The sequence below is a fragment of the Kineococcus glutinatus genome (genome assembly GCF_039542765.1).
In the GTDB taxonomy this organism is placed as follows: domain Bacteria; phylum Actinomycetota; class Actinomycetes; order Actinomycetales; family Kineococcaceae; genus Kineococcus_A; species Kineococcus_A glutinatus.
Map to the genome: position 1 here is coordinate 1 of NZ_BAABIL010000322.1, position 14,502 is coordinate 14,502.

Annotated in this window: 14 protein-coding genes; 10 read left to right on the forward strand and 4 right to left on the reverse strand. The window is 75.1% G+C overall.

The features are described 5' to 3' along the window. The 4 genes from ABEB16_RS12480 to ABEB16_RS12495 form a co-directional block, all read left to right on the forward strand. A partial coding sequence (locus ABEB16_RS12480; RefSeq protein WP_345712572.1) for a glycosyltransferase family 39 protein occupies positions 1-1,225 on the forward strand: 1,225 nt, incomplete at its 5' end. A 361-nt stretch (positions 1,226-1,586) separates the two neighbouring features. Further along, positions 1,587-2,774, forward strand: a complete 1,188-nt coding sequence (locus tag ABEB16_RS12485; protein WP_345712573.1) for an acetyl-CoA C-acetyltransferase — start codon at positions 1,587-1,589, stop codon at positions 2,772-2,774. 173 nt (positions 2,775-2,947) lie between these two features. Further along, positions 2,948-3,682, forward strand: a complete 735-nt coding sequence (locus ABEB16_RS12490) for a beta-ketoacyl-ACP reductase (RefSeq protein ID WP_345712574.1) — start codon at positions 2,948-2,950, stop codon at positions 3,680-3,682. Beyond that, positions 3,679-5,451, forward strand: a complete 1,773-nt coding sequence (locus ABEB16_RS12495; RefSeq protein WP_345712575.1) for a PHA/PHB synthase family protein — start codon at positions 3,679-3,681, stop codon at positions 5,449-5,451. The genes ABEB16_RS12490 and ABEB16_RS12495 overlap by 4 nt, the downstream gene beginning before the upstream one ends. Before the next feature lie 129 nt (positions 5,452-5,580). Here the strand turns inward: ABEB16_RS12495 and ABEB16_RS12500 are convergent, their stop codons facing one another. Continuing rightward, positions 5,581-6,003: a helix-turn-helix domain-containing protein gene (locus ABEB16_RS12500; protein ID WP_345712576.1), complete on the reverse strand. Its 423-nt coding sequence runs from the start codon at positions 6,001-6,003 to the stop codon at positions 5,581-5,583. Between the two features lie 146 nt (positions 6,004-6,149). Here ABEB16_RS12500 and ABEB16_RS12505 point away from each other — a divergent pair, with 146 nt between their 5' ends. From ABEB16_RS12505 to ABEB16_RS12520, 4 genes are all read left to right on the forward strand, one after another. Further along, positions 6,150-6,461, forward strand: coding sequence for a hypothetical protein (locus tag ABEB16_RS12505; RefSeq protein WP_345712577.1), 312 nt, complete (start codon positions 6,150-6,152; stop codon positions 6,459-6,461). A 75-nt stretch (positions 6,462-6,536) separates the two neighbouring features. Beyond that, the gene (locus tag ABEB16_RS12510; RefSeq protein ID WP_345712578.1) at positions 6,537-7,253 is read left to right on the forward strand and encodes a hypothetical protein; all 717 of its coding nucleotides are present in this window, start codon (positions 6,537-6,539) and stop codon (positions 7,251-7,253) included. Positions 7,254-7,556: 303 nt separating this feature from the next. Continuing rightward, a complete protein-coding gene (gene fabG / locus ABEB16_RS12515) occupies positions 7,557-8,303 on the forward strand; it encodes a 3-oxoacyl-ACP reductase FabG (protein WP_345712579.1) in 747 nt (248 codons plus the stop codon). Between the two features lie 17 nt (positions 8,304-8,320). Next, on the forward strand, positions 8,321-9,181 hold the full coding sequence (locus tag ABEB16_RS12520) for an alpha/beta fold hydrolase (RefSeq protein WP_345712580.1): 861 nt from the start codon (positions 8,321-8,323) through the stop codon (positions 9,179-9,181). A 13-nt stretch (positions 9,182-9,194) separates the two neighbouring features. On the opposite strand, the gene ABEB16_RS12525 is transcribed toward ABEB16_RS12520, so the two are convergent. Together ABEB16_RS12525 and ABEB16_RS12530 are read right to left on the reverse strand one after the other, a co-directional pair. Next, complete coding sequence (locus tag ABEB16_RS12525) at positions 9,195-10,262, reverse strand: spore photoproduct lyase family protein (protein WP_345712581.1); 1,068 nt, start codon at positions 10,260-10,262, stop codon at positions 9,195-9,197. A gap of 9 nt (positions 10,263-10,271) precedes the next feature. Beyond that, the gene (locus ABEB16_RS12530) at positions 10,272-12,962 is read right to left on the reverse strand and encodes a putative bifunctional diguanylate cyclase/phosphodiesterase (RefSeq protein WP_345712582.1); all 2,691 of its coding nucleotides are present in this window, start codon (positions 12,960-12,962) and stop codon (positions 10,272-10,274) included. A 145-nt stretch (positions 12,963-13,107) separates the two neighbouring features. Here ABEB16_RS12530 and ABEB16_RS12535 point away from each other — a divergent pair, with 145 nt between their 5' ends. Beyond that, positions 13,108-13,605 (forward strand): hypothetical protein, encoded by a 498-nt coding sequence (locus tag ABEB16_RS12535; protein WP_345712583.1) that lies wholly within the window; start codon positions 13,108-13,110, stop codon positions 13,603-13,605. Between the two features lie 9 nt (positions 13,606-13,614). Further along, positions 13,615-14,073 carry an ATP-binding protein gene (locus ABEB16_RS12540; protein WP_345712584.1) on the forward strand — a complete coding sequence of 153 codons (459 nt, stop codon included), beginning with the start codon at positions 13,615-13,617 and terminating at the stop codon, positions 14,071-14,073. A 28-nt stretch (positions 14,074-14,101) separates the two neighbouring features. Here the strand turns inward: ABEB16_RS12540 and ABEB16_RS12545 are convergent. After that, a partial coding sequence (locus ABEB16_RS12545; protein WP_486335983.1) for a family 4 glycosyl hydrolase occupies positions 14,102-14,502 on the reverse strand: 401 nt, incomplete at its 5' end.

The window sequence follows — 14,502 nt, forward strand, 5'->3', positions numbered from 1 at the left end:
GCCACCGCCCGCGCTCGCCGCCGCGGCCAACGCGCTCGTCGCCGCGGCCACCGCCCGGGAGGTCGGCTCGCGCTGCACCACCGCCGCCACGACCGCCGCCGCGGCCATCGCCACCCTCGCGGTGCTCGTCGCCACCGGGCACCTGTTCTCCACGACGACGTTCGACCTGTTCGGCACCGCCGTCCTCGTCCTGCTGCTGCTGCGCGCGCTGCGGCTCGGCGGCCCGGTGCCCTGGCTGCTGCTGGGGGCCGCCACCGGCGTCGCCCTGCACGTCAAGCTGCTGCCGGCCGTCGTGCTGGCCTGCTGCGGCCTCGCGCTGCTGCTGTGCGGGCCGCGGCGGCCGCTGCGCCCACCCTGGCCGTGGGCGGCGGCCGCCCTGGCGGTGCTGCTGGCCGCGCCGCACCTGACCTGGCAGGCCGCCGCGGGCTGGCCGCAGCTGGAGATGTCGCGGGCGATCGCCGCGGGTTCCTCGGGAACGTCGGTGGAGCGCTGGGAGGTCCTGCCGCTGCAGGTGCTCATGGTGGGCCCGCTGCTGTTCCCGGTGTTCGTCGCGGGCCTGGTGGTGCTGTGGCGCTCCCCGCAGCGGTGGCTGGCCGTCGCCTACCTGCTGCTGCTCGCCGAGACCGCCCTGACCGGTGGCAAGCCGTACTACGCGATGGGCCCGGCACCGGCGGTGCTCGCAGCGGCCGCGGCGCCGCTGCTGCGCTGGGCGGCGCGCGGGCCGGGGCGCCGCCCGCTGGCGGTGCTGGCCGTGGCGGGCAACCTCGTCGGGGCGGGGCTGAGCACCCTGCCGTGGCTGCCGGTGCGCGACGCCGGGCCGCTGCTCGCGGTGAACTACGACCTCGGCGAGCAGGTCGGCTGGCCGGAGCTGGTGCGCACGGTGGGGGAGGTCACCGCCGGGCTGCCCGCCGCCTCCACCGCCGTCATCACCGCCAACTACGGGGAGGCGGGGGCGCTGGCACGGGCGCGGCGGCAGGGCGCGGACCTGCCGCCGGTGTTCTCCGGGCACAACGGCTTCGCCGGCTGGGGGCCGCCGCCGGCCACCACGACGACGGTGGTGCTCGTCGGTCTGGAACGCCCCGACGTGTTCGGCGGCTGCCGCCTCGCGGCGCGGCTGGGCAACGCCGCCGGGCTGGACAACGACGAGGCCGGCGCACCGGTGTCGGTGTGCCGGTACGACGGCGACCGGGGTGCGGACTGGCCGCGGCTGCGCCACCTGGGCTGAGGGCCGGCAACCGGTGCCGGGAGCGAATTGCGCACCCGGGTGGCGCGCCGGTGTCGGCGGGTTTGCCGGGACGTGACGCCGCGGGGAAACCGCCGGGTGCGGCCCCGGAACCCGACGGCGCGGTCGGGTTGTAACACCGCGCGGCGACACCCGCTCGTGCAGAGAGTGTGAGCGTGCTCACGGAGGGGTTGCCCTGGAGGCGCCGAGGTGGAGAGCATGCGAGCGCTGCTCCACGCACGGCTCATGGTCGCTCACCGAGCGACACCAGATACCGCCGGATCGACACGCCGCCGGTCCACCCGCGCACGCGCCGGGCGGACCGCGCCACACCGCAGTCCATCCCCGCCACTGGAGGCTCCCCATGCCGAAGTCCGTCCTCGTCAGCGGTGCGCGCACCCCCATCGGGAAGCTGCTCGGATCGCTGAAGTCCTTCCAGGCCGTGGACCTGGGGGGTATCGCCATCACCGGCGCGCTGGAGCGGGCCGGGCTGGGCGGGGACCAGGTGGACTACGTCGTGATGGGCCACGTCCTGCAGGCCGGCGCCGGGCAGATCACCTCCCGCAAGGCCGCCCTCAACGCGGGCATCCCGATGCAGGTCCCCGCCGAGACGGTGAACAAGGTGTGCCTCTCGGGCATCAACGCCATCGCCCACGCCGACCAGCTCGTCCGCCTCGGCGAGGCCGAGGTCGTCGTCGCCGGCGGCATGGAGTCCATGACGAACGCCCCCTACCTGCTGCCCGGTGCGCGCGGCGGGTTCCGCTACGGCAACCAGACGGTCGTCGACTCCACCCTGCACGACGGCCTGTTCTGCACCATCGAGCAGCGCGGCATGGGCGAGTCCACCGAGGAGTACAACCGCGCCCTCGGGATCTCCCGGCAGGAGCAGGACGAGTACGCCGCCCGCTCCCACGAGCGCGCCTCGCGGGCGATGAAGGACGGCGTCTTCGACGGCGAGATCGTCCCCGTGAGCATCAAGCAGCGCAAGGGCGACCCGGTCGTCGTCAGCGACGACGAGGGCGTGCGGGCCGACACCACCGCCGAGACCCTCGCCAAGCTGCGCCCCGCGTTCGCCCCCGACGGCACCATCACCGCCGGTTCGGCCTCGCAGATCTCCGACGGCGCGGCGGCCGTCGTCGTCATGAGCGAGGAGAAGGCGGCGGCGCTCGGCCTGCCCGTCCTCGCCGTCATCGAGTCCTACGGCACCGTCGCCGGACCGGACCCGTCGCTGCAGTCCCAGCCCTCCAACGCCATCAAGCGCGCCGTGGCCAAGGCCGGCGTCACCGTGGCCGACCTGGACCTGCTGGAGATCAACGAGGCGTTCGCGTCCGTGGCCATCCAGTCGATCCGCGACCTGGGCGTCTCCGACGACATCGTCAACGTCAACGGCGGCGCGATCTCGATGGGCCACCCCATCGGGATGAGCGGCGCCCGCGTCGTGCTGCACCTGGCCCTGGAGCTGCAGCGCCGCGGCGGCGGCCTCGGTGCCGCCGGCCTGTGCGGCGGCGGCGGCCAGGGCGACGCGATCGTCCTGCGCGTCCCGGCCGCCTGACGCACCGCGGTGCCGCCGGGGTCCCGCCCCGGCGGCACCCGGGCAGTTCCCAGCACCTCGGTCGCAGCGTGGCGACCACTCCAGAACCATCACGACGAACCGATCCCGGCCGGTCCCGGCCCGGTGGAACTCGCGCGGCAGCTGCGGCTCCGCGGACGGAAGGAGTGGCACAGATGAGCGACATGACCGGACAGGTGGCCCTCGTGACCGGCGGCGTGCGGGGCATCGGCCGCGCGATCAGCGACCGGCTCGCCGCGCGCGGCGTGACGGTGGCCGCCGGGTACTCCCGCGACACCGAGGCCGCGAAGAAGTTCGCCGAGGACCACCCGGGCTCCACCATCCACCAGGGCGACATCGGCTCCAGCGCCGACTGCGAGCGCGTCATCGGCGAGGTCCTCGCCGAGCACGGCCGCCTGGACATCCTCGTCAACAACGCCGGCATCACCGCGGACAAGACCGTCCGCAAGATGCAGGTGGACGACTGGGACCGCGTCGTGCAGGTCAACCTGTCGGGCGCGTTCTACCTCTCCCGCGCGGTGCTGCAGCACATGCTGGACCGCGGGTACGGCCGCATCGTGAACATCAGCTCGATCATCGGCGAGTCCGGCAACATCGGGCAGGCCAACTACTCCGCCGCCAAGGCCGGCCTGTTCGGGCTCACCATGAGCCTCGCGCAGGAGACCGCCCGCAAGGGCATCACCGTGAACGCGGTCGCCCCCGGCTACGTCGCGACCGACATGGTGGCCGCGGTGCCGCAGGAGGCCCTCGACAAGGTCATCGCGAAGATCCCGGTCGGCCGCCTCGGCGAGCCCTCCGAGGTCGCGCGCGTCGTGGAGTTCCTCGCCGACCCCGAGTCGGCCTTCATCACCGGCCAGGTCTACTCGGTCAACGGTGGGCAGTACATGTGAGCGCGGACACCAGCGCCGGCGCGCAGCGCACGTCGGGCACCCCGCCCCGCCCCGAGTGGGGCGAGGGCGTGGAGGAGGCGGTCGACGCGGCCAGCAAGGCCGTCCCCGGGCAGAACCTCCTCGACGACCTCGACCCGGGGGGTTTCGGCCCCGCGCTGCTGCAGTTCGGCCAGCGCCTCGCCGCCACCCCCGCCCAGACGTCCGCCGCGTTCTGGCGCTACGCCTTCGGCACGAGCGAGGCGCTGGCGGCCGGGATGCTGCGCGCGACCGGCGAGCAGGCCGACGGGCCGGTCAAGGAGATCCCCAGGGACAAGCGCTTCGCCGACGCCGCGTGGGAGCAGAACCCCTGGTACTGGGCGCTGCGGCAGCAGCACCTGCTGCTGGAGCGGCTGTCGGGCGAGCTGCTGGGCGCCGCCGACCTGGAGCCGGCGCAGAAGGCGAAGACCGAGTTCCTCGTCAAGCAGATCGTCGACGCCGCCGCGCCGACGAACACGCTGCTGGGCAACCCGGCGGCGCTGCGCAAGGCGCTGGACACCGGTGGCCAGAGCGTCGTGCGCGGGGCGCTGAACTTCCTGGAGGACCTCGCCACCAACGGCGGGCAGCCCCGCCAGACGGTGCCCGGTCAGTTCGTCGTCGGCGAGGACCTGGCCGCCACCCCGGGCAAGGTCGTGTTCCGCAACGAGCTGATGGAGCTCATCCAGTACGCGCCGCAGACGGAGCAGGTGCTGTCGGTCCCGCTGCTGCTCAGCCCGCCGTGGATCAACAAGTACTACATGATGGACCTCGCCCCGGGGCGCAGCCTCGTGGAGTGGGCGGTGCAGCACGGGCTCACCGTCTTCGCCATCAGCTACCGCAACCCCGACGCCTCCATGCGCGGGGTCCGCCTCGACGACTACCTGGTCTCCGGGCCGCGGCAGGCGATCGACGTCATCCAGGACATCACCGGCGCGGAGGCCGTCAACGTCCTCGGGCTCTGCCTGGGCGGCACCCTGACGATGTCGACGCTGGCCTACCTGGCGACGATCGGGGACCGGCGCGTGCGCACCGGGACGCTGCTCAACACCCTCGTCGACTTCTCCGAGCCGGGCGTGCTCGGGGTGTTCACCGACGAGTCCACGGTGCAGCGGCTGGAGCGGCGCATGGAGCGCAACGGCTTCCTCGCCGGCGGCGACATGCGCGCGACGTTCGACCTGCTGCGCAGCAACGACCTCATCTGGAACTACGTCGTCAACAACTGGCTGATGGGTGAGGACCCGCCGAAGTTCGACCTGCTGGCGTGGAACGCGGACTCCACCCGGATGCCGGCGGGCATGCACTCGTTCTACCTGCGCTCCTGCTACGTGGAGAACCGCCTCGCCAAGGGGGCCATGGAGCTGGCGGGGGTGGACATCGACCTCGGCCAGGTCACGGAGGACCTGTACTTCGTGGCGGCCGAGCAGGACCACATCGCGCCGTGGAAGTCGGTGTACAAGGGTGCGCGGCTGGCCGGTGGGGACGTGCGCTTCGTGCTGTCCAACTCCGGGCACATCGCGGGCGTCGTGAACCCGCCGAACCCCAAGTCGAGGCACTGGGTCCTCGAGGGGGGCGAGCTGCCCGCGGACGCGGACGAGTGGCGCGCGCGGGCGACGGAGCACAAGGCGAGCTGGTGGGAGGACTGGACGCCCTGGATCCGCGAGCGCTCCGGTGAGCTGCGCCAGCCGCCGCGCACGGGCAGCGAGCGCTACCCGGTGCTGGAGGACGCGCCGGGGACGTACGTCCACGAGAGCTGAGCGCGAGCGAGGGGAGGGTCCGCCGGGTGCGTCGCACCCGGCGGACCCCGCGCCGTGCCCGGGCGCCTGGTGCCCGGGCGTCTCGTGTGCGGGGTCCCGCGTTCGCGGCCCCGTGTCGGGCCCCCCGCGTCAGGGGTTCTGCGCGAGGAAGCTGCGGTAGACGCCGAGGAGCGCCTGCCGCTGCTCCTCGGTGAGCGCAGGGTCGGCGCGGACGGCCTCCTCCACCCCGGGGGCGGGGTTCCCGGGGGGCGGGTCCGGGGGTGCGGTGGCCGCGGCGGTGGCGGGGTGCTCGCGCGTGGCGGCCCCGCTGGGGGGGCGCAGGCCGGACTGCTCGAGCAGCTGCTCGAAGGGCACGTTGAGCGCGGTGGCGATGGCCCCCAGCACCCGCACGGACGGCTGGTGCAGCCCGCGCTCGACCTGGCTGAGGTAGGCGTTGGACACCTTCGTCATGACGGCGAGCTCGCGCAGGGACAGGTCGGCGAGGTTGCGCTGGGCGCGGATGAACGGACCCAGCGCCCCGCTCGGCGCCTCCCACGGCTGTTGTGCACCCACCGGTGCAGCCTAATCCGCGTCCGGGCCGGTGCCGGGCGGGACCGGCCGGGAACTGGTCACCGCACATCGATTGACGTACCACGCAGCCCTGCGTAGTATTTCAAGCGCAAGCCGAGCACCAGTGAGCCTTCCACAAGGAGATCGTGATGCCCACCACTCTGCAGGAGCAGTACCTCCAGGTCGTGCAGCAGGGTCAGGACGCCGTCCTCGACGCGGTCAGCTCCTGGAACAAGACCGTGCAGGACGCCGCCGGCACCTGGCCGACGTGGCCGGTCCAGGTGGACCCGGCCCAGGTCGTCGACCAGGTCTTCGAGTTCACCCACAAGCTGATCACGCTGCAGCACCAGTTCGCCAAGGGCCTCGTCGAGCGCTCCTCCAGCCTCACCGAGAACCTCGCGCACACCGCGGCCGACGCCGCGGCCGACGTCGCCGGCGGCACGGACAGCACCGGCCTCTGACGTTCCGGCGCGGCACCGCCGCGGCGCGCTCGCGCCGCGGCGGACCCGAGGGAAGAGACGAGGAGCGGCACCGACATGACCCAGACATCGACCTGGTGGGGCGTCCCCGCACCCACCGGCGCGCTCACGACGATCCCGTTGGCGTTCACCAGCGCCGCCGCGACGACCGCCGTGCTCTGCTTCCGCTGGGCGGGCGTGCTGGCCACCGCCGGCGCATCGACGGTCCGCTCCGCGCTCGCGGGTGACCTCGTGGTGATCCCCGCGCGGGCGCCGGTCCGCCCGGCGCCCACCCCCGGCAGCTCCCTCGTGCCGCTGCCCCCCGCGCCCCCGCCGGTCCCCGCCGGGACGGTCGGGACGGCGCTCGCGGTGGTCGGGGAGGCCGGCTCGGACGTCGCCGTCGTCGAGGGCTCGGCCCTCGCCGTGGTGGAGGAGGCGGGCACCGACCTCGTCCCGGCGGAGCACGGCCACGACCAGCACGACCACGACCAGCACGGCGGGCACGGCCACGACGAGGACGGCGAGGACGAGGAGGACATCCCCGTCGAGCAGGTCCTCGCGGAGGTGGCCGCCATCGACGAGACCGACCCGCACCCCGACACCGCGCCGGTGCCGAACTGGGACGAGCTCAGCCTGCCCAGCATCCGCGCCCGGCTGCGGCACTACTCGCTGCCGCGGCTGCGCCAGCTGCACGCCTACGAGCTGGACCACGCCGGGCGGCCGGGTGTGCTCTCGATGCTCGAGAACCGCATCACCCTCATCGAGAGCAGCACCGAGGGCGGCTCCGAGGGGTGAGGCCACGACCGGTCCGGGCCCGCGCCCGGACCGGTCGACGCCCTCCGCGATCATGCGGCGCGCCGATATACGGCGTCCGGCACGACTTCGACGCACATCCGTGTGACCATTGAAGCGGACGTGCGACGGTGCGAGGTCCGGCGCCGACGCACGCCCGGTCCGCGGGCGCACCGGCCGCTTCGGGGGCCCGCGGACGTCGAGCCACCGGCGCCCGCGGTGTCCGCCACCGGTGAGCCCGACCTTCGAACGTCGGAGGGGCAACCGGTGAGGAGAACCGGGTGGCCCCCGGGAGGAAGTACCGCAATGGCTCACTACAGCGTCTCCAAGGCCGTCGTCACGGGCGGGGCCCGTGGACTCGGGAGGGCGATCGGGGAGCGGCTGGCCCGCGAGGGGCTCAGCGTCGCCCTGCTCGACGTCAACGAGGTCGGCGTCAAGGAGACCGCCGCCGAGATCGCGGAGGCCACCTCCGCGCACGTCATCGGCCTCGGGTGCGACGTCACCGACCGGCCCGGCCTGCAAGAGGTGTTCCGGCGGGCCGCCGAGGAGCTCGGTGGTCTGGACACCCTCGTCGGCAACGCCGGCATCACCCGCGACCGGATGTTCCACAAGCTCAGCGACGACGACTGGGACCAGGTCATCGCCGTCAACCTCACCGGGGTCTTCGACTGCCTGCGCTCGGCCGCGCCGTGGCTGCGCGCGGAGGGCCCGGGCCGCGTGGTCCTCATCTCCTCCGTCGTCGCCAAGACCGGCAACCTCGGGCAGATGAACTACATCGCCGCCAAGGCCGGGGTCGTGGGCCTCGTCCGCAGCGCCGCCGTGGAGCTCGCCCGGTTCGACACCACCGTCAACGGCGTCCGTCCCGGTTTCATCGAGACCGCGATGACCGCCGCCATGCCCGAGGAGGCCAGGGACGCGCTCATGACCGACAACCTGCTCAAGCGGGCCGGCCGGCCCGAGGACATCGCCGGCGCCGTGGCGTACCTGTGCAGCGACGACGCCTCGTTCGTCACCGGCCAGGTCCTCGACGTGAACGGCGGCTCGGCCCTCTGAGGGCCGCCGGACCGCGGATGACCACCCACCCCACAGCGCCCCGGCGGACCGCCCGGCGCCAGGAACTGCTGCGCGTCGCCGGCCACCGGGTCGCCGTCGAGGTGCAGGAAGGTGCCACGCACCTGATGCTCCTCAACGGCATCGGCGGCGGCCGGGCGCTGTGGGAGCCGCTGCGGGCCGCGCTGCCCGCCGACGTCGGCACCATCTCCTACGACGCGCCGGGCTGCGGGGCCAGCCCGCCGGCCCGCCACCCCCTGGCCATCGCCGACCAGGCCCGCATCGCCGCGGGCGTGCTGGAGTGGGCGGGGGTGGGACCGGTCGACGTGCTGGGCTTCTCCTTCGGCGGCATGGTCGCCCAGCAGCTCGCCCGGGACCTGCCCGACGCCGTGCGGCGCCTCGTGCTCGTCGCCACCGGCCCGGGGGTGGGCTCCGTGCCCGGCACGCCGCTGGCCTACGCCCTGCTGCTCTCCCCGCACATGTCCAACCCGCTGTGGATGCGGCAGGCGGCCCCGTACCTGTTCGGCGGCGGGCTGGCCCGGCGCCCGGAGCAGATCGACCGGCACGCCCGGCGCTACGCGCAGCCGGTGGACGTGCTGTCCTACCTCGGGCAGATCCAGGCCGCCACCACCTGGACGAGCGTGCCGTGGGCGGGCCGGGTTCGGCAGCCGACCCTCGTCATCGCCGGCGACGAGGACCCGCTGGTGCCCGCGTGCAACGCCGGGCTGCTCGCCGCCCTGCTGCCGGCCGCCCGGGCGCACGTCGTCCGCGGCGGCGGGCACCTGATGCTGCTCGACAGCGCGCGGGAGGTGGCCCCGCTCATCACGGGGTTCCTCGCCGCGGCCGACCCCCTGGCCGGGCGCGCGCCGCGCGAGGGCTGAGCCCGCAGGTGCCTCAGAACGCGTAGCGGATGCCCAGCCAGGGGGCGTGCGCCGCCACGAGGTCGCGGACCGCGCGCAGCGCCCGCGGCTTCGTGGCCCGGTCGTAGCGGACGTTCACCGACCCGTTCTCCGAGCGCTTGCGCTCCTGCAGGTCCGGCCGCCACAGCACCTGCTCCGCGCGCGGGTGCCAGCCCAGGTTCACCTCGTGCAGGTCCTCGTTGTGCGTCAGCAGGATCACCTCCGCCGCGGCCTGCGCCTTCGCAGCCGGCGACAGCACGTCGTCGAGGTGGGTGAGCAGCTCCGCCCAGTCGTGCAGCCACCCGCCGCGCAGCACCACGGGGGAGAGGTTCAGGTGCACCTCGTAGCCGGCGGCCACGAAGTCGTCCACCGCCGCGATCCGCTCCGGCACCGGCGTGGTGCGCAGGTCCAGCTGCCTGGCGTCGGCCGGCGGCATCACCGAGAACCGGATGCGGGTGCGACCGCGCGGGTCCAGGTCCAGCAGCTGCCGGTTGACGAACTTCGTCGCGAACGACCCCTTCGCGGTCGCCGAGCCCGCGAACAGGGCGACGAGGTCGGCGACGTTGTCGCTGACGAGGGCGTCCACGGAGCAGTCGGAGTTCTCCCCGAGGTCGTAGACCCAGGCGTGCGGGTCGCACTGGTTCGGCTCCGCCTTCGGCCCCTGCCGCGCGACGTGCCGCTCGAGGTAGCCGGTGATCTCCCCGATGTTCGTGAACACCGTGATCGGGTTGGCGTAGCCCTTGCGCCGCGGCACGTAGCAGTAGGCGCACGCCATCGCGCAGCCGTTCGACGTCGAGGGCGCGATGAAGTCCGCCGAGCGGCCGTTCGGGCGGGCGGCGAGGGACTTCTTCACCCCCAGCACCAGGTCCTCCGTCTTCACCCGCACCCAGCGCTCGACGTTGCCCGCGTTGCCGTGCAGCTCGGGGATCCGCCAGTGCGAGGCCACCTCGACCACCTCGGCGGCCGGGAAGCGCCCGCGGACCTGCTGCCCCCGCGGGCTGGCCAGGGCCGCCGGTTCGGCCCAGATGCGGCGGACGTCGAGCAGGGGGCGGGGCGCGGGCACGTCCCCGGCTTACCACCCGCCCCCGACGTCCGCCCCCCGCGGCGCGTCCAGCGGGCGCAGGTCGACCACCTGCCGGGGCCGCCCCCACAGGTAGCCCTGGGCCGCCGGGCAGCCCGCCTCGACGAGCCGGGCGGCGGTGTCCGCCGTCTCCACCCCCTCCGCGACGACGGCGAGCCCCATCTCCCGCGCCATCGCGATCACCCCGTGCACGACGGCGCGGCTGCGCGGCTCCGCGGCCATCGCCGCCACGAAGCGCCGGTCGACCTTCACCTCGTCGATCGGCAGCGTGGTCAGCTGCGCCAGCGACGAGTAGCCGGTGCCGAAGTCGTCGGCGGCCAGCCGCACGCCCAGGTCGCGCACGCGCCCCAGGTCGGTCACGAGGGCGTCGTGCACCATCAGCAGCTGCGTCTCCGTGAGCTCCAGCACCACGCGCTCCGGTGGCGCGCCGGCGTCGGCCAGCGCGGTGGCCACCTCCTCGGCGAAGCGGCCGTCGCGCAGCTGCGCGGCGCTGACGTTGACGTGCACCGACACCTGCGGGCCGTGGACCCGCGCCAGCCGCGACCACTGCCCGACGGACTCGTGCAGCAGCATCGCGCCCAGCTCCGCCATGAACCCCGAGCCCTCCGCGACGGCCAGCCACTCGCCCGGCGCCAGCAGGCCGCGCTGCGGGTGCTGCCAGCGCACCAGGGCCTCCACCGCCTGCACCCGGCCGGTGGCCAAGTCCACGATCGGCTGGTGGTGCAGCACGAACTCGTGCCGCTGCAGCGCCCGGCGCAGCTCGTCCTCCAGCTCCATGCTGCGCCGGGCCAGGTCGAACAGGGGTGCGCTGAAGAACTCCACGCGGCCGCGGCCGCCGGACTTGGCCTCGTACATCGCGGTGTCGGACTCCCGCAGCAGGTCCGCCGCGGTCGTGCCGGGCCCCGCGACGGCGATGCCCGCGCTGGCGCCGACGTCCACCAGCCGCCCGGCGACCTCGATGGGGCGGCGCACGGCGACGAGCAGCCGCGCGGCCACGTCGGCGACGTGCTCGGGGGTGTCGACCCCGGCGCAGCAGACGACGAACTCGTCGCCGCCGATGCGCGCGACGGTGTCGCCCGGCCGCACCGCCGCGGACAGCCGGTCGGCGACCGTGCGCAGCACCTCGTCGCCGGCGGCGTGGCCCATCGAGTCGTTGACCTTCTTGAAGCGGTCCAGGTCGAGGAACACCAGCGCCACCGTGCCGCCCGCTCCGCCCGCTCCGCCCGCTCCGCCCGCTCCGCCCGTGCGGGGCAGCTCGGCCAGCGCCTGCTCCACCCGGGCGCGCAGCAGGGCGCGGTTGGGCAGGCCGGTGAGCTGGTCGTGCAGCGCCTGGTGCTCCAGGCGCGCCTCCAGCGCGCGGCGCTCGCTGAGGTCCACCACCTGGACGTTGGCCAGCACCTCCTCGGCGCCGCCGCCGTCGTCGGCGGGCAGCGCGAGGCGGGCCGCCGCCAGCCGGCAGAACCGCTCCTCGCCGCTGGCCACGCGCTGTCGCAGCTCGCCGTCCCACGACTGCAGCTCGCCGCGGCACAGGCCCTCCAGCGCCCGCTCCAGGGCGGGCCGGTCGTCCGGGTGGACCAGGTCCGGCAGCGAGCGCCCGACGAGGGGCTGCCCGGCGCCGCCCCACCAGCGCAGCAGCGCCGGGTTGGCCGAGCGCACCAGCCCGCGCGAGGCGGGCGCCAGCGACACCAGCGCCGCGCCGACGACGGCGGTGCGCAGGATCTGCTCCAGGGCGTCCCCGCGGCGGTGGGAGGCGCGCAGCGCCTCCTGCCGGCGGTGCACCTCCACGCTCAGGGCCAGGCCCACGAGGCCGTTGACGAGGGTCCACGCCTGCACGACCGCCGAGCGCAGCGCGGCGGGGTCGACGTCGGCGAAGGGGCCCAGGCCGGCGGAGGTCGCGCCCACCCCCATCGCGGTGGTCAGCGCACCGTGCGCCGCGGTCCGGGCCGGGCCCCAGCGCCAGCCCACGACGACGGCGACGACGACGGTGACGGGCAGGGTGAGCAGGCCGGCCGCGTCCCGGGCCGGCACCGCGAACACCGCGGCGTGCACGCCGAGGGAGGCCGCCAGGACCACCGCGGTCTCGCGGACCTGCCGGGTGCGCAGCGGGCCGGTCCACCCCACCGCGCCGGCCCGGTGGGCGCGCACGGCGAGGACGAGCGCCACGACCACGGCGGTGCTGGTGGTGTAGCGCAGCACCCGCAGCGGGGCCGTCCAGGCCGACAGGTCGGGGTTCAGCGAGAACGCCGCGAGCACGCCGAGCGGCGTGCTGGCGACGGCACCGGCCGCGGCGGCGGCACCGACGGCGACGAGCCCGCGCGTGCCGCGCAGCCGGTCGGCCGGTGCCGGGCAGAGGCGGCGGTGGACGGTGGCGCCGACGACGGCGTGCACGGCGTTGGACGCGGCGAGGAGCAGCGAGGGGGCGGGTTCCACGCCGGACGCCAGGTTCCAGCCGGCGGTCACCGCGGCGAGCACCGCCGCCTGCGCGGCGCGGCGGGCGGGCGGCGCGAGCAGCAGCCACAGGACGGCGACACCGGCGGCGGGGAAGGCGAGGGCGAAGGGTGGCTCCCTCCGCGTCGCGTCGCCCGCCAGGACGGCCACGACGAACAGCGCGGCCCAGGCGGCGGTGCGCCGCCACCCCCACGACGGGGCACCGGGGGCTCCGGGCACCTCGCTGGTCGCCACCCCAACCCCCGTCACCACGCCACGCCCATGATCCTGTGCCACATATGCGTCACTGACAGTGAACCATCGGGGCTCCTGCGGGCGCAGACCGACCACCCCGGCGCTGGGAAGGCGGTGTCCGGTGCCCCTGTGTGACACTGGGCACGTGCCGGCGGACGACTCGGATCTGGCGCAGGTGCGGCTGCTCGGTGTGCCGCTGCGCCTGCGCGCCCGCGCTACCCAGCACGGGGAGGAGCTGCTCCGGGAGCTGACCCTCGTGCAGATCGGCGCGCAGCAGCACGTCGCCGACTCCGCCCCCCAGCGCCTCCTCGACGTGGCCGCCCGGCTGCAGGAGACCTACGGCGCCTTCACCGTCGCCGGTGCCGACGCGCTCGACGCCGCCGAGGCCGCCGGCCGAGAGCACGCCGACGTCACCTACGAGGTGCCCCGGCACATCGCACCCTTCCTCGCCCACGTGCGGGTCGTCCTCGCCGAGGCCGAGGACTACTGCCGCCGCGGGGAGCACCTGCTCACCCTGGCCCCGCCCGACGACGTCGTCGCCTACCGCACGTGGACGTTCGACGAGGTCGAGCGGCAGATCGCCGGTGAGCCGCCCACGCCGTGGCCGCGAGCGCGCCAGCAGGCCGGTCGGGAAGCCCGGTAGGAACCGTCGATGGGCGAGGTCGTGAGCGAACCGCTGTCCCTGGACCCCGTGGCGCAGGCCGTCTCCGCCGCCCGGCGCTACGTCCGCGCCGCGCTGGACGGGATCGACGCCGGCGCGCTCGAGGAGTGCGCCGAGCTCGGCGTCTCCGAGCTCGTCACCAACGCCGTCCTGCACGGGCGCACCGCCCTCACCGTCACCGTGCGCCGCATGCCGTCCGGGCGCGTGCGGATCGAGGTGTCCGACAACTCCCCGGTCCCGCCGCGCCAGCGCCGCTTCGACCTCGCCGCCACCACCGGCCGCGGCCTGCGGCTCGTCGACTCCGCCTCCCACGACTGGGGCATCGAGCCCTTCCCGCCCGAGCGCGGCCGCGGCAAGACCGTGTGGTTCGAGCCCCGCGAGGACCCCACCGCCGCGGGCTTCCCCGATCTGGCGGGCCTGGAGGACCTCGACGTCAGCGCCCTGCGCTGAGGCACCCGGCCCCGCCGGACGGTGGCCCTCAGCCCAGCCCGATCGCCGCGGCCACCGCGGGCAGCCGGCGGCAGTAGCCCTCCAGCAGCCGCCGCGCCACGGCGGGGGAGTCCACCAGCGGGTGCAGCGCGAACGCCTGCAGCGCCGCCGCCGGGCTGCGGGTGGTGACCGCCTCGATCGCCAGGCGCTCCACCGCCTTCACCTGCAGCATCAACCCCAGCTGGTGCAGATCCGGCGCGGCGGTGGCCAGCGGGTGCGCGCCGTTGGCGTCGACCAGCGCGGGCACCTCCACGACGGCGTCGGCGGGCAGGGCGGCGATCGTGGCCCCGTTGCGCACGTCGAGCACCAGCGTCGCCCGCTCGTCGCGGCTGACGGCCGCCATCACCGCCAGCGCGACCCCCGCGTAGCCCTCCACCTCCTCGCCGGGGT